This is a genomic window from Streptomyces sp. SID8374, from assembly GCF_009865135.1.
Lineage (GTDB): Bacteria > Actinomycetota > Actinomycetes > Streptomycetales > Streptomycetaceae > Streptomyces.
In genome coordinates, this window is the sequence record NZ_WWGH01000001.1 from 2,171,062 (window position 1) to 2,193,562 (window position 22,501).

Sequence of the window (22,501 nt, forward strand, 5' to 3'; positions counted from 1 at the left end):
GTGTGCCGGGTGGGGGTTCAGCCGGCGTCGGCGGTGCCGCCTTCGGTCGGAGTGGCTCCGGCGCGCTCCCCGCCGGGCCGGACGGGGCCCGCCGCGTCGCGGATGCTCGCCAGGGCGGCGTCGGCCACCGCGCGCGGGGTGATGCCGAACTCCTCGTACAGGCGCTCGTAGGGGGCGGACGCGCCGAAGTGCTCCAGGCTGACCATGCGGCCCGCGTCGCCGACGACGTCCCGCCAGCCCTGGGCGACGGCCGCCTCGACGCTGACCCTGGCCCGTACCGCGGGCGGCAGGACCTCGTCCTGGTACGCGTACGGCTGGTCGGCGAACCACTCGCGGCAGGGCAGGGAGACCACCCGCGCGTCATGGCCCTCGGCGGCCAGCAACTCGCGCGCCTCCAGGGCGATGTGGACCTCGGAGCCGGTGCCGATGAGGATGACGTCGGGCGTCTCCTTGCGGCTGTCGGCGAGGACGTAGCCGCCCCGGGCCGCTCCGGAGGCGGGGGCGTAGGCGCCTTCGCCCTCGCCCCGCTCCAGGACCGGCAGCGGCTGCCGGGTGAGGGCGAGGCCGGCGGGGCGGTCGTGGTGCTCCAGGACGGTGCGCCAGCAGACGGAGGTCTCGTTGGCGTCGGCGGGCCGTACGACGTCGAGGCCGGGGATCGCGCGGAGGGCGGCCAGCTGCTCCACCGGCTGGTGGGTGGGGCCGTCCTCGCCGAGGCCGATGGAGTCGTGGGTCCAGACGTAGGTGACCGGCAGCTTCATCAGGGCGGCGAGGCGGACGGCCGGGCGCATGTAGTCGCTGAAGATCAGGAACGTACCGCCGTAGGGGCGGGTGAGGCTCTGGAGCGCGATGCCGTTGAGGACGGCGCCCATGGCGTGCTCGCGGATGCCGAAGTGGAGCGTGCGGCCGTAGGGGTTGCCCGGGAACTCGCCCGTCTGCTTCCCCTCCGGTACGAAGGACGGCTCGCCCTCCATGGTGGTGTTGTTGCTGCCCGCGAGGTCGGCCGAGCCGCCCCACAGCTCGGGCAGCACGGGCGCCAGTGCGGTCAGCACATCGCCGGAGGCCTTGCGGGTGGCGATGCCCTTGGGGTCGGCGTCGAAGACGGGCAGGCTGTCGGTCCACCCGTCGGGGAACTTCTGCTCCAGCAGCCGGTCCAGGAGTGCGGCGCGCCCGGGGTTGTCGGAGCGCCACCGCTGGTAGGAGGGCTCCCAGGCGCGGTGGGCCTCGGCGCCCCGCTCCCGTACCGCACGGACGTGCTTCAGTACGTCGTCCTCGACGGTGAAGTCGGCGTCCGGGTCGAAGCCGAGCAGCTTCTTGGTGGCCGCGACCTCGTCGTCGCCGAGCGCGGAGCCGTGGGCCTTGCCGGTGTTCTGCTTGGTCGGGGCGGGCCAGCCGATGATCGTGCGCAGCAGGATCAGGGAGGGGCGGCCGGTCTCGTTCTTCGCGGCCTCGACGGCGGCGAGGAGGGCGTCGACGTCCTCCACGTAGTCGCCGGTGCGGGTGAAGTCGACCGTCTGGACGTGCCAGCCGTACGCGGCGTAGCGGGCGGTCACGTCCTCGCTGAAGGCGATGTCGGTGTCGTCCTCGATGGAGATGTGGTTCGAGTCGTAGAAGACGACGAGGTTGCCCAGCTCCTGGTGTCCGGCCAGCGAACTGGCCTCGGACGTCACGCCTTCCATGAGGTCGCCGTCGGAGGCGACGACGTACACGTGGTGGTCGAAGGGGCTGGTGCCGGCCGGTGCGTCGGGGTCGAGGAGGCCGCGCTCGCGGCGGGCCGCCATGGCCATGCCGACGGCGGAGGCGAGCCCCTGGCCGAGCGGCCCGGTGGTGATCTCGACGCCCCGGGTGTGGCGGTACTCCGGGTGGCCGGGGGTGGAGGAGCCCCAGGTGCGCAGCGCCTTCAGGTCCTCCAGCTCCATGCCGTAACCGCTCAGGTACAGCTGAATGTAGAGGGTGAGGCTGGAGTGGCCGCAGGAGAGCACGAAGCGGTCGCGGCCGAGCCACTGGTCGTCGGCCGGGTCGTGGCGCATGACCTGCTGGAAGAGCAGGTACGCCAGCGGGGCCAGGCTCATCGCGGTGCCGGGGTGGCCGTGGCCCGCCTTCTGCACGGCGTCGGCGGCGAGCAGCCGCACGGTGTCGACGGCACGGACGTCGAGGGGGCCCCAGCCCGCCGCGTCCGCGACCGGCAGGGCCAGCTTCGGGTCGCGGCCGCGGTCCGGGCCGTCCGGCGCTTCGGGGGCGTTGGGGGGTGCCATCAAGTCCTCCTGGTCGGTGGGGCTGGCGGGCGGGCGGCGCACCTGCGGGCCCCGGCCCCGAGCCGCCCGGCTGCTTGGCCGGGTCCCCCGGGAAGCGGCGTCCAAACATGGGCGCCCACAGGGAGAGGGGCAGGCGAGAAGACAGAACGCCTTTATAACAAGAAAAGGGAGGATAATAGGACACCCGACGAGAACGAGAGGCCCACCATGTCGAAGAAACCGCCCCGGCACGGCGAGGGGCCGAGCAGGTTCAAGGGCGAGGAGCAGCACGGCTGGTCCCCCGATGTCGACGGGACGTCGCAGCGGCCCAACCCCAGCGCGCACCGCTCCTTCAACCCGGACACGTACGCCCCCGAGTCGGACAGGCCCCGGAAGAAGCCGACCGAGGAGGAGAAGCGCGCCTCCCTGGAAGGCACCACGACGGAGAGCGCGACGAGCCGCGGGGAGGACCGCGGCAAGGACTCCGACATGCACAGCACCGGCCGACGCGGCAGGTCCCGGCGCCCCAGCGGCGAGAAGGACGCGTCCGCCCATACGGGTGTCGACCCGGAGGAGCGGAAGGGCGGCGACCCGACGCACTGAGCCGTCAGCACCCACCGACGCGGGCCCGTCCGGTTCAGCCGGACGGGCCCGCGTACGCATGTCCCGGCCCGCCGCGCCCCGGACCCTCGGCAGGTCCTAGGCCGAAGGGCTGATCACTTCACGGACCTTCCTGCTGTTAGCCTGCTCTTGCATATAGGTTGCAATAACAACTGGACGGCATTCCCAGCAGTCGGAGGGCTCGCATCATGGCCACGTACACGCTCCCGGAACTCCCGTACGACTACGCGGCGCTCGAACCGGTCATCAACCCGCAGATCATCGAGCTGCACCACGACAAGCACCACGCCGCGTACGTCAAGGGCGCGAACGACACCCTGGAGCAGCTGGAGGAGGCCCGCGACAAGGAGGCCTGGGGAGCCATCAACGGCCTCCAGAAGAACCTCGCGTTCCACCTCTCCGGCCACATCCTGCACTCGATCTACTGGCACAACATGACGGGCGACGGCGGCGGCGAGCCCCTCGCGGCGGACGGCGTGGGCGACCTCGCCGACGCGATCACCGAGTCCTTCGGCACGTTCGCGGGCTTCAAGTCCCAGCTCACGAAGGCCTCGGCCACCACCCAGGGCTCCGGCTGGGGCGTGCTCGCGTACGAGCCCCTCAGCGGCAAGCTCATCGTGGAGCAGGTCTACGACCACCAGGGCAACGTGGGCCAGGGCTCGGTCCCGATCCTGGTCTTCGACGCCTGGGAGCACGCCTTCTACCTCCAGTACAAGAACCAGAAGGTCGACTTCATCGAGGCGATGTGGCAGGTCGTCAACTGGCAGGACGTGGCCAAGCGTTACGCCGCCGCCAAGGAGCGCGCGGACGTGCTGCTGCTCGCCCCCTGATGTGACGCCGGCGCACCACAGACGTCCTGCCTCGTGATCGTCTTCTCAACCTTCACCACGGCAGGCGGATGGACGGAGAGCCCCCGCGAGGACGTGACTCGCGGGGGCTTTCCCCTGCGCTGAACCGGGTTGTTAGCCATTTAGCTCATATGCTAAACATGGGACATGGAACCACCCTCCGGCGCTGCCTCTCCCTCCGCCTCCGGCCTTGCCCCCGCTTCCGATGACGAGGCGAGCGCCTTCCGCGCGCTGGCCGACCCCACCAGGCGCCAGATCCTGGAGGATCTGCGCGGGGGCGAGCTGGCCGCCGGGGAGATCGCGAGCCGGTTCTCGATCAGCGCCCCGTCCATCTCGCGCCATCTGGGCGTCCTCAAAGGGGCCGGGCTCGTCACCGAGCGCCGTGACGCCAACCGCATCCTCTACTCGCTCGCCGAGGAGCGCCTCGCCATGTGCGTGGGGCGCTTCCTGAGCGCGGTGTGCCCCGAACAGATCGTGCTCCGCCACACGAAGTGGCGCCCCTCCCCCGAAGGCGACGCCTCATGATCCGGCCCCGGCTCTCCAGCACCATCGAACGCCGCCTTTTGGTGAACTACCGGGTGGACCCGCACGTCGCGGCGGCCCTGCTGCCCGCGCCGCTGCGGCCCCAACTGGTGCGCGGCCAGGCGGTGGCGGGCATCTGCCTGCTCCGGATCGGCGGCGTCCGCCCCGGCTGGGCCCCGGCGGTGACCGGGCTGACCAGCGAGAACGCGGCGCACCGGATCTCCGTCGAGTGGGACGGCCCGGACGGTGTGGAGCGCGGCGTCTACATCCCGCGCCGTGACACCGCCTCCCGCCTCAACGCCTTCGCGGGCGGCCGGATCTACCCCGGTGAGCACGGCCGGGCGGACTTCACGGTGCGGGAGGAGGCCGACGCGGTACGGGTGGCCTTCGCGACCCGGGACGGTGAGGTGGAGGTCGACGCGACGGTGGAGCCGGCCGAGGAGCTGCGCGGGAGCGGGCTGTTCACGGACCTGGCGGAGGCGTCGGAGTTCTTCCGCCTGGGCAGCCGGGGCCTCTCCCCCAACGCCGGGGGCACGCACCTGGACGTCCTCGAACTCTCCACGGACGCCTGGAAGGTGACGGCGGGCCGGCCCCGTACCGTACGCTCCTCGTTCTTCGAGGACCCGGACCGCTTCCCGCCCGGCAGTGCGGTGCTGGACAGCGCCCTGGTGATGCGGGGCGTGGCGGCGGACTGGTCGCAGGGGGAGCCGATGCGGGTGGGGTGCGGGGCGGGGGTGGCGTAGGAGGGGCGTGAGGAACCCCGCGCCCCACGGGGCCGGTGCGGCGTGAGAGATCCCCGTGGCCTCATGGGGCCGGTGCGGCGTAAGAAATCCGCGCGCCTCATGGGGCCGGTGCGGCGTGAGAAATCCCCGTGCCTCATGGGGTCGTTGCGGCGTAAGAAATCCCCGCGCCTCAGCCGGGCGAGGCTGCCACGATGACCTTCGTACGCCTGCCCGCGCCCCCTCCCCGGAAGCGAGTCCATGAGTTCTGCCCCCGTCCCGGCCGACCCCACCGCCCTGCACCCGATGCCCGGCCAGCCGCGCGTGGTGCAGTTGAAGCCGCTGGTCACCTCGGAGCTGATCGAGGTGGGAGCGTACTCGTACTACGACGACCCGGAGCACGCCGCGGAGTTCGAGACCCGGAACGTGCTCTACCACTACGGGCCGGAGCGCCTGGTGATCGGGAAGTTCTGCGCGCTGGGCACGGGGGTGCGGTTCCTCATGAACGGCTCCAACCACCGGATGGACGGCCCGTCCACCTTCCCGTTCCCGACGCTCGGCGGCTCCTGGGCCGACCACTTCGACCTGCTGACGAACCTGCCCGACCGGGGCGACACGGTGATCGGCAACGACGTGTGGATCGGCTACGAGGCGGTCGTCATGCCGGGCGTCCGCATCGGGCACGGTGCGATCGTCAGCTCGCGGTCCGTGGTCGTCTCGGACGTCCCGGACTACGGCATCGTCGGCGGCAACCCGGCCCGGCTGCTCCGCACCCGTTACGAGGAGGCGGACATCGCGCGGCTGCTGGCGGTGGCCTGGTGGGACTGGCCGGCGGACCATCTGACGCGCCACATCCGTACGGTGATGTCGGGCACGGTGGCGGAGCTGGAGGCGGCGGCACGGGACGCGGGGTGAGGGGCCCGCGTGGTGTCCCGTGTCCCATGTCCCGCTGACGCCACCGCCACCGTCACCGCCGCCGGTCAGGCCATGGAGGTCGCCGGTTGCGGGGTGGACTTGCGGACCACCTTGGCGGCGCTGAGGTCGACGGAGTTCGGCAGCATCGCCTGCGGGCGCAGAAGATCCTTGAGCAGGTACTGCATCAGGTCGGCACCGGACGTGGCCTTGAGCGCGGCGGCGAGCTGCGGATTGGTGTCCGAGAGGCGCTGGATCTCCACAACGGCCCGTTCCACGAGACCCGGCACGATGTCGCGCCCCATCAGCGTGTTGGAACGCAGCCGCTCGGAGTAGGCCTTGGCCTCGGGGCCGGGGGTTCCGTAGGTCATGGCGCTGTGCTGGTCGGCCGCCACCTGGGCCATGACGAACATGATCTGGCCCCTGCGCTCGGCGTCCTGCTCCGCCATCATCTCGGCGACACCTTGGTCCATGTCGTACTCGGCCCTGTTCGCGCCGGGGTCGAACCTCCGTACCGGCAAGGAGAAGTCGGCCGAGAAGTCGGCCTCGCGGGCGGGGAGCTTACTCTGCGTCCGCGCCGGGTCCTTGGGGCTTCGCGCGCACGGTCGGGTAGTCGCGCTGGGCGAAGTCGCTGAGCATCAGCCAGCCCTGGCTCATGAGGGGGGAGTCGGTCAGCCGGATCTCGATACGGGCCGCCTCGCCGTTGCTGAAACGCGTGTCGCGGAACGGGCTCCCCGGCACCTCCAGGAAGAAGAAGACGAAGCCCTCGTTGGCCAGGCCGTGCTTGTCGTACGCCTCCGAGTTGTTCTCCGCGTCCGGGTCGTCCCGGAGCAGTTCGCTCTTCGACTTCATCCGTCCCCCGGTCACCATCTGCGCGGCCCGGGGCGCGGACGTGTAGTGGCACAGCACGCTCTGGTTCAGCGCGGCCGTCAGCCTGCTCCCGACCCCGGCGACCCAGCCCTGTGTGCCCCGCCCGGCGATCTCCTTGGCCATCCCCGCCCGGTTCAGCTCCGACAGCTCGCGGAAGTAGGAGGCCCCCTGCATGCCGAAGGCGGGGGCGCTGTCGGGCCATTCCGTGCGGTTCCACAGCATGCCGGTGTCAGTCATCGCCTGGAACGGGCCCCGCGCCTGGGCCGGGAGGTCGTTGTCCCGCTCGGACTGGTGCGCAACCACGTCGAACTCGGCATCGACGACTCGCCTGGCACTTTGCAGGAAGGCCAGGACGGCATCGCTCGCCCCCGTACGGGCTTCCGCGATCTTCATCTGGATTTCCATGAGCTTCGTCAGGCAGTGGACGGGGTCGCGTCTCGTATCGCTGTCGTAGTCGGCCACGGCGGCCCGCACCCCGGCCATGACGACGCCGCCAGGGTCCGGCTGGGTGCGGGTGAGCGCCTTCCACCGGCTCATCAGCCCTTCGGCACGGGGCTCCTCGGCGGGGAGGTCCGGCGCCAGGGGATCGTTCCCCTTGCGCTGGGCGACGGCCCCGGCGGCGGGCGTTGCTGTGTGGGTCCCTGGCTTGTGGGCTCCTGTCCCGGCTTCTACACACTGGACGGGTGCGGAGACCGGGCCCTTCCACTGCTGGATGACATGGGTCAGCTCGTGGGCGAGGGTGTGCTTGTCCTTCCCGCCGTCCCCCACGACCACGTGCTCGCCCGAGGTGTAGGCACGCGCCCCGACCTCGGCGGCGGACCGCTGGGCGACGGGGTCCGCGTGAATCCGTACGGCGGAGAAGTCCGCGCCGAGCCGGCTCTCCATCTCCCGCCGCAACGGCCCCTGAATCGGCCGCCCCGGCGACCGCAGCACCTGATGGGCCATCGCCCGCTGCACGGGCCGGTCCTCGCCCCCGCCACGCTCCTCCGGCTCCTCCCGCTCCCGGGCGACCAACTGGGCCACCGCCGCGTTGCCCAGGGCCCGCTGAAGCTGGTGCAACACCCCCGGAACGCCGGACTGCAACCTCTCCGGCCCCTCTCCCCCACCTGCCGGGCCCGGGCCGCGCGCTCCGCCCTGACATCGGTCGAACTACCGCGTGCGGGAGTGTGCATGGCGGTGCCTCTCAGGAGGCACGGCGGGACTTACTCCTGCCTACCTGCGAGCGCGTACGCACGGAAGGGCCGCCCAGCCATGACCGGGGGAAGAAATTTCTGCCCCCGGAAGGTGTCCGGACGGTGAACACAGCCTCTCGGAGCCAGGATTCGGGCCGCGCGGCCGATTCCCGTCAGCCGCCGAAGGCGCCGCCCTTCACACCGTCGATGAAGGCGGCCCAGTCCCCGGGCCCGAAGAGCTGAAGCCCCCGGCCGGGTTCTTGCTGTCCCGCACGGCCCGGCCACCGTCAGCGGTGTGGGCGACCTCGACGCAGTCCTGCGCAGCGCCCTGTGAGGCGGTCGATTTCTTGAATTCGGTCACGATCTGCTGATGCTTCATTCCGCTTCCTTCTCACTTTCCGGGATGCTCGCCAAGACCTCCCGGATGAACGAAAGACTCTGATCCGGCGTCAGGGCTGCCGCGCTCAGCGCTTCGAAGATCCTCGCATGTGCGGCCATTTCCTCAAGATCCTCGACGAGGACCGTGCTCGTCGTGGTGTCGTAGGCCACGGCTTCTGGAGCTGGCTCAGGCCCGAAGCTCAACATGACGAAGTGTGAGGAGAGATGCGCAGCACGCCACTCGGACATCGGTAGCACCTGGACCTGCACGTTCTGCCGCTGGGCGACGTGAAGGATGTGGAGCAGTTGCTCGCGATGGACCTTGGCCGATGGCATGGGAGCGGTAAGGGCGGGCTCCCAGATGATCGTCGCGAACCTCGCTCCGTCTTCCTCGATGAAGCCGCGGCGCACCCGCCTCACCGCGAGAACCTCTTCAACGGACTCGGGTGAGTGCACAGTGAGCCCTGAACTCAAGAGAGTGCGCAGGTAGTCGTCGGTCTGAAGAAGTCCGGGGATGAACAGCGGTTGCCAGGTGCGGATATAGGTCGCGTCCGTTTCCAGCGTGATGAAGTCCGTGAATCCGGTTTCCTTGGTGATCCAGTCGAAGTTGAGCCACCAGCCGCGCTTGTTGGAGTCACGGGCCAATTGCTCCAGCTGCTGGTAGGCGGCGCGGTCTTCCACGCCGTAGAGCTCAAGCAACAACCGAACATCGCCCGGCTTTGCCGAGACCTGGCCGGCTTCGATACGGCTGATCTTGGCCTTCGAGCCCACGATGTGATCAGCAGCATGCTGCTGATCGAGCTTGGCCGCCTCCCGATACCGCCTCAGAGCCGCGCCAAGCCGCCTGCTGCGAACAGTAGGCCGTCCACCTGCGGGCATGTCCCCTCCTCATACCGCGAGTGACCAGTCTGCACCTGAACGGAGGCTACATGCCACGCCGTTGCAACTCGCAGCTACATGCAACTTCTCGATGAGAATCGGTTGTACAGCCAGCCAGTTCCGCTCTAGCGTGGTCGTGTCACACCGAGTGCCGAATCCGGCACGCCAGGTGATCACGATCCCGCCTGCCCACGACCTTGGGGGACGTGTGTCCGGGCGCACAGACAGCAAGAGGTTCCGGGTCCGCAGGGACTCCATCCCCGCCGCTCGGCGGCACGTCAGAACGGTCCTGGTCGGGTGGAAACTCGGCGGCCTGGTGGACGACGCGTCGCTGATCGCCAGCGAGTTGGCCACCAATGTCATCGCCCACGCCAAGGGCACCGGCGACTACTTCGAGTTGGGGTTCCGGCGCCGGGATGGCGTGCTGATCCTGGAGGTCGCCGACTCCTACCAGTGGCTGATGCCGGAACTCCGTAAGCCCGCCGACGACGAGACCTCCGGCCGGGGCCTGCTCATCGTCGACGCGCTCGCCGAGCGGTGGGGCGTACACCCGCGTAACCCCGGCAAGACCGTCTGGGCCCAACTGCCCGCCGGAGCGCGGCTCCTGTGAGGCGGCGCCCCCGCCGCCCGCACGCTCCTCCCCCGTCCCCGCCCCTCCCCTTCGCCGAGCTGGTGCGTATCGAGGGCGACCCCGCGTACCGGGACCGGCATTTCCCCGGGCTGAGCGCGGCGATCGCGCAGCGGGGCCACTGGCGCTCGCCCGAGGCGGATGCGCTGGTGCGGCGGCTGAGGGCGCCGCCGGGAGAGGTGAGCGGCAGCAGAGCAACCAGTCCACCACCAGCACGGAGGTACCCGTAGATGAGCACGACGACGCGGACGCCCGCCCCCTGGGGAACGGGCCGGATGGGCCCGTACGAGGTCGGCCCCACCACCCCGCCGCTCACCCCCGTACTCGACCCCGAGACCCAGGTGGCCCTGGTCCTCGACGGAGACGGGCGCATGGTCGGGATGGGCGGTCACGGGACCAGCACCAGCGGGCTCACGCCCACGCAGACCACCCCGGGCGACGGCGCCGGTCCGGGCGGAGCCAACGACTCCGACGCCACGGAGTCCTACGATCAGGACCAGTCCGGCTGATGGACGGCCGACGCGGGTCGGTGCTGGTGCTGACCAACCTCTCCGACGTGACCACGGACATCGTGCTGCGCCTGCTCGCCGCGCGACGCGTGCCCGTGGTTCGCCTCGACCCCGGCGCCGACCTGCACGCAGGGGCCTCGCTGACCGCCACGTACGGCACGGGCGTTCAGCGGAGCGCCCTGCGCACCCCGAGTCGGGATCTCGATCTCGCCCGGGTGCGGTCCGTCTGGGTGCGCAGGCCATCGGCGTACGCAGGGCCACCCGGGCTGGAGGCGCAGGACCGCAAGTTCGCGGCGGAGCAGGCCTCTTGGGGAGCCGGGGCATCCTCGCGTCCCTCCCGGGCGCGTATTACGTCAACCACCCCTGGACCAACCGTGCGGCCGAGCACAAGCCCGCTCAGCTCGCGGCCGCGCAGCGGTTCGGGTTCCTCGTACCGGACACGTTGGTCACCGATGTCGCCTCCGAGGCACGGGAGTTCGCCGCTCGGCAGAGCAACGGGGTCGTCTACAAGCCCCTGTGGAACACGCCCTACCGCGTGGCCGGCCGACCCCACAGCGTATGGGTGCGTGAAGTGCGTGAGCAGGAGATCACGGACGCCGTGGCGGTCTGCCCCCACCTCTTCCAGGCCCGCGTGGACAAGGCGTTCGACGTGCGAGTGACCGCCGTCGTCCATCGGGCGTTCGGGGCCCGGATCGACAGCCCCGATCTCGACTGGCGGCGCCGGCAGAACCTCATGCGGTGCGGGCCGGTGGACGTGCCCGAAGCGGTGCGGGTCTCCGTGCACGCCTATCTCACCCACTTCCGTCTGGTGTGTACGGGGCGTTCGACTTCGCCGTGACCCATGACGGGGCCTGGTACTTCCTTGAGTGCAACCCCAACGGGCAGTGGGCGTGGCAGCCGTCCGGCATCACTGACGCGGTCGCCCATACCCTCGCCGATCAGCTGGAGAAAGGCTCGGACACGTGAGCACATCCGCTCAACTGCGCGCCGCCCTCGCCGACGTACTGGCCGAGGACGGCACACTCACCGACCCGGCATGGCGCGGCGCGGCCGAGGCCGTACCCCGGGAGGTGTTCGTGGGGTCCTACTTCGCGCAGGTCCCGGACAGCGTCCCGACCCGCTACCGGCCCGTGCGCCGGGGTGAGGACGGGTGGCTGGAGGGGATCTACGCCGACGAAACGCTCATCACCCAACTCGACGGCCGCACCAGGGCGGACGACGTCAGCGGCGACAGCACCTTGGTGGGCTCCGCGACCTCGTCGTCCACCCTGCCGTCCCTGGTGCTGCGCATGTGGCAGCAGCTCGAAGTGGAAGCGGGACACCGGGTGTTGGAGGTGGGTACGGGGACCGGCTACTCGACCGCCCTCGGTGCGCACCACCTCGGCGGCGACCGGCTCACCAGCATCGAGTACGACCCCGAGGCCGGCCGGGCCGCGGCCGCCGCCCTCGCGTCGGCCGGGTACGCCCCGCGGCTGGTGGTCGGGGACGGGCTGCGGGGAGATCCGGATGGTGGCGCGTACGACCGGCTCATCGCCACCTGCTCGGCCCGGTACGTCCCCATGGCCTGGCTGCACCAGGTGAAGCAGGGCGGGAAGATCCTGGTCACCCTCTCCGGCTGGAGCTACGCGTCCGGGCTCGCGCTCCTCACCGTGACCGAGCCCGGGACCGCCATCGGGCGGTTCCTGCCCGGATACACCAGCTTCATGATCGCCCGCCCGCACGACCGGCCGCCTCGTCCGACTCTGGCTCTGCTGCCCGGCGAGAAGCGGCCCAGCCTGATCGACCCGGCGGTGGTCGGGACGTGGACCGGCGGTTGGGTGGCCCAGCTCGCCGTGCCCCAGGCTGAACGGATGGGGGCCGGGGCGGAGCAGGTCCTCCGGGACGTCTCCACAGGTTCCCAGGCGCGGACGTCGCCCGGGCCCGAGGGAGGGTGGACGGTCGTGCAGCGTGGTCCCGTACGCCTATGGGACCGGGTGGAGACCGCGATCCGGCTCTGGCAGGCGGCGGGCGAGCCGCATCAGGAGGACTTCGGCATCACGGTCTCCGCCGCGGGCCAGCGGGTGTGGATCGGTGGTGAGGACGGGCCGGGGTGGGATCTGCCGGTGTGACCACCAGCGACACCCTCTGACCGACCGCGAGCCCCGCCCTCGCCTTACCCCCTCAAGCCGTGGGCGGGGCTTCGTGCTGCCCACGGCGCTGCAAGGAAGAGACCGCGAGACCGTGCTGCAATGCACCGCCGTGACCCCCGTCCCGTACGCCGAAGCTCTTCTGGCGCTCGCCACGATGGAGGGCGGCCCGGAGCACGCGCCCGATGTTCTCGCCCCGGACGAGTTCCTGCTCTGCGAGCTGGGCGAGCACGACGAGTCCGCCGAGCACGCGGCGTACCTCTGGGCGGCCGAGACCCCGGGCGTGGACCAGGACCTGTGGCTGCTGTGGACGGGGACGGGCGCGCACCGGGTCTACCGGCTGGCCGTCCTGCCCCTGTGCCCGGCGCGCCTCCGCAACCTGGCCACCCGCACGGTCACCCTGTGCGCGTACTTCGACCACCACCCCGCCCCGCACTCCTTCCACGTGACCGACCCGCTCGGCGACCTGATCACGTCGCAGGTCCACGGGGAAATCCAGCGGCTCATGTCGGAGGACGACAGCAACGACACCGACACGACGAGCCCTGACAACGGCTCCACCCGAGAGGACGGTTCGTAGGCCTCCCAGTCGGGTAGCCGGGACCCGGCTACCCGACTTGAGGACCGAGCCGGCTTTTCAGTCCGCTCACCCCGGCCGGGGCTGTCGGCCCAACCACCCGTCACGAAGAGGCTCAATACGTCAGCCACTCCCGATCGGGGATCAAGTCCTCGATCCATTCTTGCCCTCGCATCGCCCAGTGAGGAGCAAGGAACACTGGGCGACAGCGGGCGTGGTCACCGTTCTGCTGGCAGCGCAGGATCAATCCCAGACTGAGGAGATACGGCTCCCCGCGAGGCCCGAAGCGCAGGCCGTCGACGTACTCGGGCAGAGTCGGATCCTCAAGTATTGACGCGGTCTCCTCGAGCCAAGGCTCGAGTTCCGAGGGCAGTCGGCCAACCAGAGGAGTGCCGTCGAAGCTGACCTGGGGGCCCCGGCAGGCATCGACAGCTACTGCAGCCAAGGTCTGGGACTCCTGGTCATAGTAGGTGTCGATGCCAACTCCGTAGAAGGGGTACCAATGCGCGTACATCTCGCCCCAGCCCGTGATCGGCTCGCCCAGAGCGGCTGAGACTTCCTCCTTGCTCTGACCGAACCGTATGGGTCCCACGGACCTCGATGGGACCCACGTCCAGTCAGGACGCTCCCCGTCCCAGAGGAACCTCTCCGCAAACCAGACCAACGAACCCATCCCCGATCGAAGCATGTGTGCAGGAAGCATTCTTGCAAGGCGGGTTGAGGGGGCACCACGCGCATGCCTGCGGAGCCTGCTCCGGAATTCCGGAGCGAGCCATGGCGACTGTGGCGCCGTCCGGCCAGAGGTGCGAGACGCGGGCGAGGATCGAAAGTGCGGGCAGCGGACCGGGGCGCGCCCACTCCGACAGGTGGCATCGCATCACCACCGTGGTCCAGGCAGCCACTGTCCTTCGCCACGCTTCAGCGTGAGGTTGGAAAAGGCTTATTGCCAAGCGTGCCCCCGGCACATTGTGCGCGAGGTCGCGGCACCGGCCATCGGCGGTGGCCATGCCGACTCGGCCTACCTGGCCGTGTTCGAGGTCCGCACGAAGGTGACGCCCGGCCGCCGGCCCCCTCAACGCAGCCGGAACACCGACCCCACGAACTCCGTCAGCAGCCGTTCCTTCAGGCGGCCCGGCAGGGTGTCCAGCAGGTACAGCACCGGGGCCATGCGGTCCGGGAGGCGGGCCGGGCCGTCGGCGCTCTCCCCCAGGCCCGCGAAGGCCAGGATGCCCGCCACGTCCTCCGGGGTGAGGGTATCCGGGTCCAGGGTCGCCGCCAGGTCCGTGAGGGCCGGGTCGGTGGTGATCGGGGGGAGGGTGCGGGCCTCGGTGAGGGCTTCGGGCAGGTCCGTGAGCAGGGCGTCCACCCGGTCGACCGTGGCGGGGGTCAGGGTGAGGTGGAGGTTGGGCGGGAGGCCGTCGAAGGAGAGCTGGGGCTGGAGGTACCAGCCGCGTACGCGCATCTCGTCGGCCAGGTGCAGGAGGAGGCTCAGGTCGGGGGTGCCGGTGGTCCCGTCGGGGGTGGCGGGGGTGAGGACCGTGAACGCGACCAGGCCCGCCTCCGGTTCGCCGAGGATGTGGAGGTCCGGGGTGGTGCGGAGGCCCTCGATGAGGTGGTCGGAGGCTTCCGCCACCCGGGCGGCCAAGGACGTGTAGCCGTCCTCGCCTATGTGCTGGAGCACCGCCCATGCCTGGGCCAGCAGGCCCGCCGACTTGGTGCCCTGGACCGTCGGGTTGACCACCGGGTAGCCGGGCCAGCCCGCGTGGGCGAAGTACTGGTGGCGACGGAGTTCGGCGTTCCGGTGGAGCACCACCGAGGCGCCCTTGTCGGCGTAGCCGTACTTGTGCAGGTCCACCGAGACGGACGTGACGCCGGGAAGCGAGAAGTCGAACGGTTCGACCGTGCGGCCCGCCCGGCGCAGGTACGGGAGCAGCCAGCCGCCGATGCAGGCGTCCACATGGCACAGCACCTCGTGCTCGGCCGCCGCCTCCGCGATCCTCGCCACCGGGTCGATGACCCCGTGCGCGTACGAAGGGGCCGAGGCGACCACCAGGGCGGTGCGGGGGGTGATCGCGGCGGCCATCGCGGTGGGGTTCGCCTTGTACGTCACCGGGTCCACCGGGACCACCACCGGTTCCAGGCCCAGGTAGGCGGCGGCCTTGTGGAACGCGGCGTGCGCGGTGGAGGGGAGCACCAGCTGCGGGTCGGTCACGCCTCGGGTCGAACGGGCGTGGTCCCGCGCCGCCTTGACCGCCAGCAGGATCGATTCGGTGCCGCCGCTGGTGAAGGTGCCCTGGACCCCGGGCGGCGCGCCGAGGAGGGCCGCCGCCGCTCCCACCAGGTCGTTCTCCAGCCGCGCCACGCTCGGGAAGACCGTGGGGTCGAGGCCGTTGACCGTGGCGTACGCGGCATAGGCCTCGGCGGCCAGTTCGTCCAGGCCCTCGCGCCCGGCGTCGTAGACGTAGGCGAAGGTCCGGCCGCCCCGGGTGGGGGCGTCGGCGGTGCGCAGCGCCTTCAGCTCGGTGAGGATCTCGGCGGCCGGGCGGCCTGCGGGGAGCGCGGGGGTCTCCTGGGCGCTTGCGGTGGGGTCAGGCTGCACGGGTGGTGTCCTCCGGGGCGTCGACGGGGTCCTCGCGGTAGTGGTGGAGCAGCCACAGGCTCGCGGCGGCGAGGAGTGCGGGCAGCAGGCTCATACCCGCCGTGATGCCGGTCAGCGCTGCCGCGGGCTGGGCCACCTCGTGGTCGGCGTCCGAGGAGCGGAATCCGGTCAGCGTCAGGACCAGGGCGAAGACGCCCGCGCCCAGCGCGAACGCCAGCGTCTCGGCCGCCGTCCACAGGCCGGTGAACGTGGCCGCGCGGCGCTTGCCCGTACGGGCGGTGTCGGCGGCCAGGGTGTCCGCGAGCAGGGTGAGCGGGAGGAGTTGGAGGCCCGCGTAGGCGATGCCTATGACCGCGACGGCCGCGTATCCGAGGGCGTTGCCCACCTGGCCGGTGAAGGCGAGGGCGACCGCCCCGGCGACGTACAGGACGGTGGCGCAGCCCTGCGCGTACTTCGCGCCGCGCAGCCGGGCCAGCCTCGTCCACACCGGCATGACCAGGATCAACGGGCCGATCAGGCACGCGAAGAGCGGGGTCACCGCGCCCGGTGAGCCGAGGGTGTACGTGGCGAAATACTGGACTCCCGCCAGCATCACGCCGACCGCCAGGGCCTGGAGGAACCACATGCCGGCCAGGAAGAGGAAGGGCCGGTTCGTGCGGGCCACGGCCAGTTGGGCGCGGAGGGAGGGTTCGGCGGTGGAGCGGGCCACGGCGGGGGCCCACCGGGTGGTGAACCAGGCGCCGAACATGCCGACCGCGAGCAGGACGGCGACCGCGATGCCCATCAGCCGGTAGCTCGCCGAAGTGCCGCCGTCCCCATGGGCGATGGCCGGGGCGAGGGCACCGGAGAGGAGGATCGCGGCGCCGAGGAAACCGACCCGCCAGCTCAGCACCCGGCGGCGTTCGGCCGGGTCCTCGGTGATCTCGGCGGGCATCGTCACGTACGGGACCTGGAAGACCGCATAGGCGGTCGCGGCGAGCAGGAAGAGGGCGGCGACATACGCGGCGGCCGCCATGCCGCGCAGCGGGGGCGCGGCGAAGATCAGCGCGAAGAGCGGCGGCAGGGTGCAGGCGCCGATGAGCAGGAACGGGCGGCGCGGGCCGCCGCGCAGCCTGCTGCGGTCGGAGAGCGCCCCGACGAGCGGGTTGATCAGGACGTCCCAGGCCTTGGGCAGGAAGACCGCCGCCCCGGCGAGGGCCGGGGAGACCGCGAGCACGTTGGTCAGGTAGTAGAGCAGGATCAGGCCGGGGACGGTGGCGAAGGTCCCGGTGCAGAGGGAGCCCAGGCCGTAGCCGATCCGCACCCGGCGCGGGAGGAGCGGGACCGGACTCGCCGGAGTCCCCGGATTCCGCTCCGTACCGCTGTCGTGGCGGCTCTCGGTCGGCATGGGGCAGATCATGAACGAGAGTTCGACCGGACGGCAAGGGGTGCGGCCGGGCGCCCTCGGGGCCTGGGGGTTCCCGAGTCCCTGAGCCCCTGCGTCAGTGCGTGCCCTCGTCCGCCAAGCAGAACTCGTTGCCCTGCGGGTCTTGCAGGACCGTCCAGAACAGCCCGTGCATCGAGTGCTCGCCGATCACCGTCGCGCCGAGCCCCGTCAGGCGCTCCACCTCCGCCGGGCGGCCGGGGGACGCGAAGTCGATGTGCACCCGGTTCTTGACGGTCTTGGGCTCGGGAACCCGCTGGAAGCCGAGGACCAGCGGGGTCGCCGGGACGATGACGAACTCGCCGTAGTCCTGCGTGCCTTCCACCCCCAGCGCCGTGGCCCACCAGGCGGCCAGCGTCTGCGGGTCGGGGCAGTCGATCGTGATCATCTCCGGTGAGATTCGCATGGTCCTCACCGTACGGTCCACCACTGACAACGGGCCGGGAGCACGCGCGTGCTCCCGGCCCGTGACCACCGGAAAGGCCCCTGGAAAAGGCCCTGCGGAAGGGGTCTTCGGAAAGGACCGTCAGTCGAAGATCGGGCCCTGCGTACGGGTCCGCTTGATCTCGTAGAAGCCGGGGATGGAGGCGACCAGCAGCGTGCCGTCCCAGAGCTTCGCCGCGTCCTCGCCCTTGGGGGCGGGGGTGACGACGGGGCCGAAGAAGGCGACCTGCTCGCCGTCGGCGCCGGGCACGGCGACGACCGGGGTGCCGACCTCCTGGCCGACCTTGTCGATGCCCTCCTTGTGGGAGGCGCGGAGCTCGGTGTCGTACGTGTCCTTGTCGGCGTACTCCACCAGGTCCTCGGGCAGGCCGACGTCCTTCAGGGCGCCGACGATCGCCTCGCGGGTGGGGCCCTCGCCCTTGTTGTGGAAGCGGGTGCCGAGGGCCGTGTAGAGGGGTCCGACGACCTCGTCGCCGTGGAGCTGCCGGGCGGCGATGACGACCCGGACCGGGCCCCAGGCCTTGTTCTCCAGGAGGTCGCGGTACTCCTGGGGCAGCTCGTCCAGCTTGTCCTCGTTCAGGACGGCGAGGCTCATCACGTGCCAGCGCACCTCGATGTCGCGGACCTTCTCGACCTCCAGGATCCAGCGGGAGGTCATCCACGCCCACGGGCAGAGCGGGTCGAACCAGAAGTCGGCCGGGGTCTTGCCGTTCGCGGGGGTGGTGTTCTCGGACATCTCTCTCCTCGGATAAGGCCTGTTGCTGCTGTGGGCGGGAACGCCGCCGGAGGGCCTGCCATTCCCGGACCGGCCACTACGGCCTGACCGGATACCGGCCGCCGGAGACGCGTGCAAGGATCAATGGGTTCGAACACGACACATGACGCGCGTCACGAAGGAGTGCCCGTGCCCGGTGAAAACCTGTCCCGCGACGAGGCCCAGAAGAGGGCCGAGCTGCTGACCGTCGACGGTTACGAGGTCGCACTCGACCTGCGTTCCGCCGTCGACGGGCCCGAGGGGGCCGACGGGGGCGACGGCGGGGGCGATGGTGACTCCGGTCCGCGTACGTTCCGCTCGCTCACCACGATCCGGTTCCGTTCCGCCGTCGCGGGCGCCTCGACCTTCGCCGACCTGGTCGCGCCGGGCGTGGACGCCGTGACGCTGAATGGAAAGGCCCTCGACCCCGCCGCTGTCTTCGACGGGGCCCGGGTGGCGCTGGACGGGCTCCTGGAGGGCGAGAACGTCCTCGTGGTCGACGCCCGGTGCGCGTACAGCAGGACCGGCGAGGGCATGCACCGCTTCGTCGACCCGGAGGACGGCGAGGTCTACCTCTACACGCAGTACGAGCCGGCCGACGCCCGCCGCGTCTTCGCCAACTTCGAACAGCCGGACCTCAAGGCCCCCTACCGCTTCCAGGTGACCGCGCCGGCCGGGTGGCGGGTCTGGTCCAACGGGGCCGAGGAGTCGCACGAGGGCGGGGTGTGGCGGTTCGCGGAGACCAAGCCGATCTCCACCTACATCACGGCCGTCGTCGCCGGTCCGTACCACTACGTGACCGACCACTACAGCCGTACGTTCGACGACGGCACCACCCTGGAGATCCCGCTCGGCGCGATGTGCCGCAAGGGGCTCGCCAAGCACTTCGACGCGGACGACGTCTTCCTGGTCACCAAGCAGGGCCTGGACTTCTTCCACGACAACTTCGACTACCCGTACCCCTTCGGGAAGTACGACCAGGCGTTCGTGCCGGAGTACAACCTCGGGGCGATGGAGAACCCGGGCATGGTCACCTTCCGCGAGGAGTACATCTTCCGCGGCAAGGTCACCTCGGCCGCCTACGAGCGGCGCGCCAACGTCATCCTGCACGAGATGGCGCACATGTGGTTCGGCGACCTCGTCACCATGGAGTGGTGGGACGACCTGTGGCTGAAGGAGTCCTTCGCGGACTTCATGGGCTCCTTCTCGATGGTGGAGGCGACCCGCTTCACCAACGGCTGGATCACCTTCGCCAACAACCGCAAGGCGTGGGCCTACCGCGCCGACCAGCTGCCCTCCACCCACCCGATCACGGCCGACATCCGTGACCTGGAGGACGCCAAGCTGAACTTCGACGGCATCACGTACGCCAAGGGCGCCTCCGTACTGAAGCAGCTCGTGGCGTACGTCGGACGCGACGCCTTCCTTGAGGGCGCGCGGCGCTACTTCAAGAGTCACGCGTACGGCAACACGCGTCTGGGCGACCTTCTTTCGGTGCTCGCGGAGACCTCGGGGCGTGACATGACGGCCTGGTCGCGCTCGTGGCTCCAGACCGCCGGCGTCAACGTGCTGACGCCCGTGGCGACGTACGACGCGGCCGGGAAGCTGACGGAAATCGTCGTCGTACAGGAGGCCGCCGCCTCCCATCCGGAGCTGCGCCCGCACCGGGTCGCGGTCGGCCTGTACCGGCGTACGCCGGAGGGTGAGCTGACGCGGTACGCGCGGGCCGAGGTGGACGTGGCCGGGGAGCGCACGGTGGTCAAGGAGCTGGCCGGGGCGGAGAAGCCCGATCTGATCCTGGTCAACGACGACGACCTCACGTACTGCAAGATCCGCTTCGACGAGGGGTCCCTGGCCACCCTCCGCGACCACCTGGGCTCCATCAGCGACCCGCTGGCCCGCGCCCTGTGCTGGTCGGCGCTGTGGAACCTCACCCGGGACGCGCTGCTGCCCGCCCGCGACTTCGTCGCGCTGGTGCTGGCGCACGCCGGGCGCGAGAGCGACATCGGCGTCCTCCAGATGCTGCACGCCTGGGCGCAGTCGGCGCTGGTGAACTACGCCGCCCCCGCCTGGCGCGAGGAGGGCGGCCGGGCGCTGGCCGAGGGCGCGCTGCGCGAGCTGCGGGCCGCCGAGCCGGGCAGCCAGCACCAGCTGACGTGGGCCCGCTTCTTCGCGGCCGTCGCGGGCTCCGAGGCGGACTTCCAGCTGCTGGGCGGGCTGCTGGACGGCACAGCACGCATCGACGGCCTGGAGATCGACCAGGAGCTGCGCTGGGCCTTCCTCTCCCCGCTCGCCTCGCACGGCGCGGCGGACGAGGCGGCGATCGACGCCGAACTGGCCCGCGACGACACGGCGTCCGGCAAGCGCCACCACGTACGGTGCCTGGCCTCGCGCCCCTCGGAAGCGGTCAAGGCGCAGGCGTGGGCGGCGGTCGTGGAGTCGGACAAGCTGTCCAACGCCCTGGTCGAGGCGACGATCGCGGGCTTCGAGCAGCCCTCGCAGCGGGAACTGCTGGCGCCGTACGCGGGCCGCTACTTCGAGGTGATCGAGGGGATCTGGGCGGAGCGGTCCATCCAGATCGGCATGCACGTGGTGAAGGGGCTCTTCCCCGCGCTCCAGGACAGCCCGGAGACCCTCGCGGCGACCGACGCCTGGCTGACCGAACACGCGGAGGCCGCTCCGGCGCTGCGCCGGCTGGTCCTGGAGGCCCGCGACGACCTGGCGCGGGTGCTGCGCGGCCAGGAGTGCGACGCGCGGGCGTGAGCCGGGGGGCGTAGGCGGGTGTTCGTCTCGGGGTGCCTCGCCGACCGGTCGGACAGGCGCCCGTCCGGGGGTGCCTCGCCGATCAAGGTCGGATGCGGCACCCCAGGGGGCGCGCGGGACCGGCGTGTGCGCGGCGTGAAATCGGCGCTCGTACACCCGGCCGGTGCGCCCCCTGCCCATTTCCCGCACGACGCCCCTTTTCGGTCATCGAACGCCCGTACTTTAGGGCGGCGTTGTCCGGAATTGTCGACGGACGTGTAACAGGGGTTAGGACACCCTGGGTTGGCGGGAAACCATCGCCCATGACCCAGAACACCCCGCTGCCTCCCGCGTCCCCCTTCTCTCCGCTGTTCACCCGTCCCCCGCACCACCTCCAGGACGTGAGGCACCGCGTCCTCTCCGCCGCCCAGCTCCGCGCCCATGGCGTCTCCGCCGCGCAGACGTCCGCGCACTGCCTGCCCGGCGGCCCCTGGCAGCACCTGCTGCCCGGCGTCCACCTGCTGCACCCGGGCCCGCCCAGCGGCCAGGAGCGGTTGCACGGCGCCCTGTTGTACGCGGGCCGCCCGCCGGTCTCCGCCCGGCGTACGCCGCCGGAGCCGGACGAGGGGTTCGGCGAGGCGATGGTGACCGGCCTGGCGGCGCTCGCGCTGTACGGCTTCGCCTCGGTGCCGGACCTGGAGGCGCTGCACCGGATCGACGTCCTGGTGCCGCGTACCCGGCGGCTGCGCTCCACCCGGTTCGTCGAGGTGGTGCGGACCTCCGCGCTGCCCGCACCGGTGCGGAGGGCCGGGGTGCCCGTGGCCCCGGTGGAGCGGGCGGTGGCCGACGCGGTGACGGGCCTGGGCGAGGCGGAGGACGTGACGCGGCTGCTGACCGAGGCCGTGCGGGCCGGGCACTGCGAACCGGCCGCCGTGGTACGGGAGCTGAGCGCGGCGAAGCTGCTGGGGCGGCCGGCGGTGGTGGGTGCGGTGGATGCCCTGCTGGCGGAGGGGCGGGCGGTGGCGGAGGAGCGGCTGTACGCGATGGTGCGCGAGCACGGGCTGCCGGAGCCGCTGTGGAACGTGGAGCTGCGGCTGCCGGGCGGTCCGGAGCTGGGCGGGGTCGACGCGTACTGGCCGGATCTCGCCGTCGCCGTGGAGCTGGACACCCGGGCGCCCCGGTTCGGTCCGCCGAGTCAGGCGCGGCGGGACGGGAACCGGGGCGTGGACCGCCCGGAGGACCCGCAGTGGTCCGCGTACGCCGCCAAGCGGGAGCGGCTGGAACGGCTCGGGGTCACGGTCGTCCACCTCACCCCCCGGAAGCTGCGCGAGGCGATGGATCAGCAGGCCACGGTGGTGCGGACGGCACTCATGGCGGCGGACGACCGGGAGCCGGCCGCGTATCTGGTGGTGCTGCCGCGGTGAGACGGGGTCCGGGGCGGTCCTGATGCCACTGGTCCGGACCACACGCCCGGAACAGGTGGTTCCGGCATGCGCTTTCGCCTCATTCATCCCGTGTGACGCATCGTCCCCCGTGGCGGATCTATG

General features: G+C 71.2%; 22 protein-coding genes. 12 read left to right on the forward strand and 10 right to left on the reverse strand.

Going from position 1 to position 22,501, the window contains the following annotated elements; translation table 11 throughout:
* Positions 1-17: 17 nt before the first annotated feature.
* A complete protein-coding gene (tkt, locus tag GTY67_RS09705; protein WP_161278393.1) occupies positions 18-2,252 on the reverse strand; it encodes a transketolase in 2,235 nt (744 codons plus the stop codon).
* A 207-nt stretch (positions 2,253-2,459) separates the two neighbouring features.
* Here tkt and GTY67_RS09710 point away from each other — a divergent pair, with 207 nt between their 5' ends.
* From GTY67_RS09710 to GTY67_RS09730, 5 genes are all read left to right on the forward strand, one after another.
* The gene (locus GTY67_RS09710) at positions 2,460-2,834 is read left to right on the forward strand and encodes a hypothetical protein (RefSeq protein WP_093687178.1); all 375 of its coding nucleotides are present in this window, start codon (positions 2,460-2,462) and stop codon (positions 2,832-2,834) included.
* 206 nt (positions 2,835-3,040) lie between these two features.
* On the forward strand, positions 3,041-3,682 hold the full coding sequence (locus GTY67_RS09715) for a superoxide dismutase (RefSeq protein WP_093687176.1): 642 nt from the start codon (positions 3,041-3,043) through the stop codon (positions 3,680-3,682).
* Between the two features lie 165 nt (positions 3,683-3,847).
* Positions 3,848-4,225, forward strand: a complete 378-nt coding sequence (locus GTY67_RS09720) for a metalloregulator ArsR/SmtB family transcription factor (RefSeq protein WP_161278394.1) — start codon at positions 3,848-3,850, stop codon at positions 4,223-4,225.
* Positions 4,222-4,965 carry a DUF2071 domain-containing protein gene (locus GTY67_RS09725; RefSeq protein ID WP_161278395.1) on the forward strand — a complete coding sequence of 248 codons (744 nt, stop codon included), beginning with the start codon at positions 4,222-4,224 and terminating at the stop codon, positions 4,963-4,965. Before GTY67_RS09720 ends, GTY67_RS09725 begins: the two co-directional genes overlap by 4 nt.
* Before the next feature lie 237 nt (positions 4,966-5,202).
* Positions 5,203-5,856, forward strand: a complete 654-nt coding sequence (locus GTY67_RS09730) for a CatB-related O-acetyltransferase (protein ID WP_161278396.1) — start codon at positions 5,203-5,205, stop codon at positions 5,854-5,856.
* A gap of 65 nt (positions 5,857-5,921) precedes the next feature.
* On the opposite strand, the gene GTY67_RS09735 is transcribed toward GTY67_RS09730, so the two are convergent.
* The 4 genes from GTY67_RS09735 to GTY67_RS09750 form a co-directional block, all read right to left on the reverse strand.
* On the reverse strand, positions 5,922-6,326 hold the full coding sequence (locus GTY67_RS09735; RefSeq protein WP_161278397.1) for a hypothetical protein: 405 nt from the start codon (positions 6,324-6,326) through the stop codon (positions 5,922-5,924).
* Between the two features lie 88 nt (positions 6,327-6,414).
* Positions 6,415-7,785 carry a DUF4157 domain-containing protein gene (locus GTY67_RS09740; RefSeq protein ID WP_343238657.1) on the reverse strand — a complete coding sequence of 457 codons (1,371 nt, stop codon included), beginning with the start codon at positions 7,783-7,785 and terminating at the stop codon, positions 6,415-6,417.
* Between the two features lie 306 nt (positions 7,786-8,091).
* Positions 8,092-8,274: a DUF397 domain-containing protein gene (locus tag GTY67_RS09745; protein ID WP_343238658.1), complete on the reverse strand. Its 183-nt coding sequence runs from the start codon at positions 8,272-8,274 to the stop codon at positions 8,092-8,094.
* Positions 8,271-9,152, reverse strand: coding sequence for a helix-turn-helix transcriptional regulator (locus tag GTY67_RS09750; RefSeq protein WP_161278398.1), 882 nt, complete (start codon positions 9,150-9,152; stop codon positions 8,271-8,273). The genes GTY67_RS09745 and GTY67_RS09750 overlap by 4 nt, the downstream gene beginning before the upstream one ends.
* A 208-nt stretch (positions 9,153-9,360) precedes the next feature.
* Here GTY67_RS09750 and GTY67_RS34840 point away from each other — a divergent pair, with 208 nt between their 5' ends.
* The 5 genes from GTY67_RS34840 to GTY67_RS09775 all read left to right on the forward strand — a co-directional run bounded on the left by GTY67_RS34840 (position 9,361) and on the right by GTY67_RS09775 (position 12,995).
* Complete coding sequence (locus tag GTY67_RS34840) at positions 9,361-9,762, forward strand: ATP-binding protein (protein ID WP_161278399.1); 402 nt, start codon at positions 9,361-9,363, stop codon at positions 9,760-9,762.
* Between the two features lie 248 nt (positions 9,763-10,010).
* Positions 10,011-10,289: a putative ATP-grasp-modified RiPP gene (gene tgmA, locus GTY67_RS09760; RefSeq protein WP_161278400.1), complete on the forward strand. Its 279-nt coding sequence runs from the start codon at positions 10,011-10,013 to the stop codon at positions 10,287-10,289.
* Between the two features lie 307 nt (positions 10,290-10,596).
* Complete coding sequence (locus GTY67_RS34845; RefSeq protein ID WP_237502573.1) at positions 10,597-11,127, forward strand: hypothetical protein; 531 nt, start codon at positions 10,597-10,599, stop codon at positions 11,125-11,127.
* A gap of 124 nt (positions 11,128-11,251) precedes the next feature.
* Positions 11,252-12,397 carry an ATP-grasp peptide maturase system methyltransferase gene (tgmC, locus tag GTY67_RS09770; RefSeq protein WP_161278401.1) on the forward strand — a complete coding sequence of 382 codons (1,146 nt, stop codon included), beginning with the start codon at positions 11,252-11,254 and terminating at the stop codon, positions 12,395-12,397.
* Positions 12,398-12,509: 112 nt separating this feature from the next.
* Positions 12,510-12,995, forward strand: a complete 486-nt coding sequence (locus GTY67_RS09775) for a hypothetical protein (RefSeq protein ID WP_161278402.1) — start codon at positions 12,510-12,512, stop codon at positions 12,993-12,995.
* A 112-nt stretch (positions 12,996-13,107) separates the two neighbouring features.
* Here the strand turns inward: GTY67_RS09775 and GTY67_RS09780 are convergent, their stop codons facing one another.
* The 5 genes from GTY67_RS09780 to GTY67_RS09800 all read right to left on the reverse strand — a co-directional run bounded on the left by GTY67_RS09780 (position 13,108) and on the right by GTY67_RS09800 (position 18,194).
* Positions 13,108-13,665 (reverse strand): hypothetical protein, encoded by a 558-nt coding sequence (locus GTY67_RS09780; protein ID WP_161278403.1) that lies wholly within the window; start codon positions 13,663-13,665, stop codon positions 13,108-13,110.
* 399 nt (positions 13,666-14,064) lie between these two features.
* Positions 14,065-15,591 carry an aminotransferase class V-fold PLP-dependent enzyme gene (locus GTY67_RS09785; RefSeq protein WP_161278404.1) on the reverse strand — a complete coding sequence of 509 codons (1,527 nt, stop codon included), beginning with the start codon at positions 15,589-15,591 and terminating at the stop codon, positions 14,065-14,067.
* Positions 15,581-16,978, reverse strand: a complete 1,398-nt coding sequence (locus GTY67_RS09790; protein ID WP_237502574.1) for an MFS transporter — start codon at positions 16,976-16,978, stop codon at positions 15,581-15,583. The genes GTY67_RS09785 and GTY67_RS09790 overlap by 11 nt, the downstream gene beginning before the upstream one ends.
* Positions 16,979-17,072: 94 nt before the next feature.
* Positions 17,073-17,420 carry a VOC family protein gene (locus GTY67_RS09795; protein WP_161278405.1) on the reverse strand — a complete coding sequence of 116 codons (348 nt, stop codon included), beginning with the start codon at positions 17,418-17,420 and terminating at the stop codon, positions 17,073-17,075.
* Between the two features lie 120 nt (positions 17,421-17,540).
* Positions 17,541-18,194 (reverse strand): DsbA family protein, encoded by a 654-nt coding sequence (locus GTY67_RS09800; protein ID WP_093687158.1) that lies wholly within the window; start codon positions 18,192-18,194, stop codon positions 17,541-17,543.
* A gap of 168 nt (positions 18,195-18,362) precedes the next feature.
* Between GTY67_RS09800 and pepN the strand changes: the two genes are divergently transcribed.
* Positions 18,363-20,975, forward strand: coding sequence for an aminopeptidase N (gene pepN / locus GTY67_RS09805; protein WP_161278406.1), 2,613 nt, complete (start codon positions 18,363-18,365; stop codon positions 20,973-20,975).
* Between the two features lie 302 nt (positions 20,976-21,277).
* Entirely contained in the window at positions 21,278-22,378 is a 1,101-nt protein-coding gene (locus GTY67_RS09810; protein WP_161278407.1) for a hypothetical protein, read from the forward strand.
* Positions 22,379-22,501 lie beyond the last annotated feature (123 nt).

Coding starts and splice junctions, on each gene's coding strand:
- tkt (WP_161278393.1), bottom strand. CDS start 2,252: ATGGCACCCCCCAACGCCCCCGAAGCGCCGGACGGCCCGGACCGCGGC.
- GTY67_RS09710 (WP_093687178.1), top strand. CDS start 2,460: ATGTCGAAGAAACCGCCCCGGCACGGCGAGGGGCCGAGCAGGTTCAAG.
- GTY67_RS09715 (WP_093687176.1), top strand. CDS start 3,041: ATGGCCACGTACACGCTCCCGGAACTCCCGTACGACTACGCGGCGCTC.
- GTY67_RS09720 (WP_161278394.1), top strand. CDS start 3,848: ATGGAACCACCCTCCGGCGCTGCCTCTCCCTCCGCCTCCGGCCTTGCC.
- GTY67_RS09725 (WP_161278395.1), top strand. CDS start 4,222: ATGATCCGGCCCCGGCTCTCCAGCACCATCGAACGCCGCCTTTTGGTG.
- GTY67_RS09730 (WP_161278396.1), top strand. CDS start 5,203: ATGAGTTCTGCCCCCGTCCCGGCCGACCCCACCGCCCTGCACCCGATG.
- GTY67_RS09735 (WP_161278397.1), bottom strand. CDS start 6,326: ATGGACCAAGGTGTCGCCGAGATGATGGCGGAGCAGGACGCCGAGCGC.
- GTY67_RS09745 (WP_343238658.1), bottom strand. CDS start 8,274: ATGAAGCATCAGCAGATCGTGACCGAATTCAAGAAATCGACCGCCTCA.
- GTY67_RS09750 (WP_161278398.1), bottom strand. CDS start 9,152: ATGCCCGCAGGTGGACGGCCTACTGTTCGCAGCAGGCGGCTTGGCGCG.
- tgmA (WP_161278400.1), top strand. CDS start 10,011: ATGAGCACGACGACGCGGACGCCCGCCCCCTGGGGAACGGGCCGGATG.
- GTY67_RS09780 (WP_161278403.1), bottom strand. CDS start 13,665: ATGGGTTCGTTGGTCTGGTTTGCGGAGAGGTTCCTCTGGGACGGGGAG.
- GTY67_RS09790 (WP_237502574.1), bottom strand. CDS start 16,978: ATGCCGACCGAGAGCCGCCACGACAGCGGTACGGAGCGGAATCCGGGG.
- GTY67_RS09795 (WP_161278405.1), bottom strand. CDS start 17,420: ATGCGAATCTCACCGGAGATGATCACGATCGACTGCCCCGACCCGCAG.
- GTY67_RS09800 (WP_093687158.1), bottom strand. CDS start 18,194: ATGTCCGAGAACACCACCCCCGCGAACGGCAAGACCCCGGCCGACTTC.
- GTY67_RS09810 (WP_161278407.1), top strand. CDS start 21,278: ATGACCCAGAACACCCCGCTGCCTCCCGCGTCCCCCTTCTCTCCGCTG.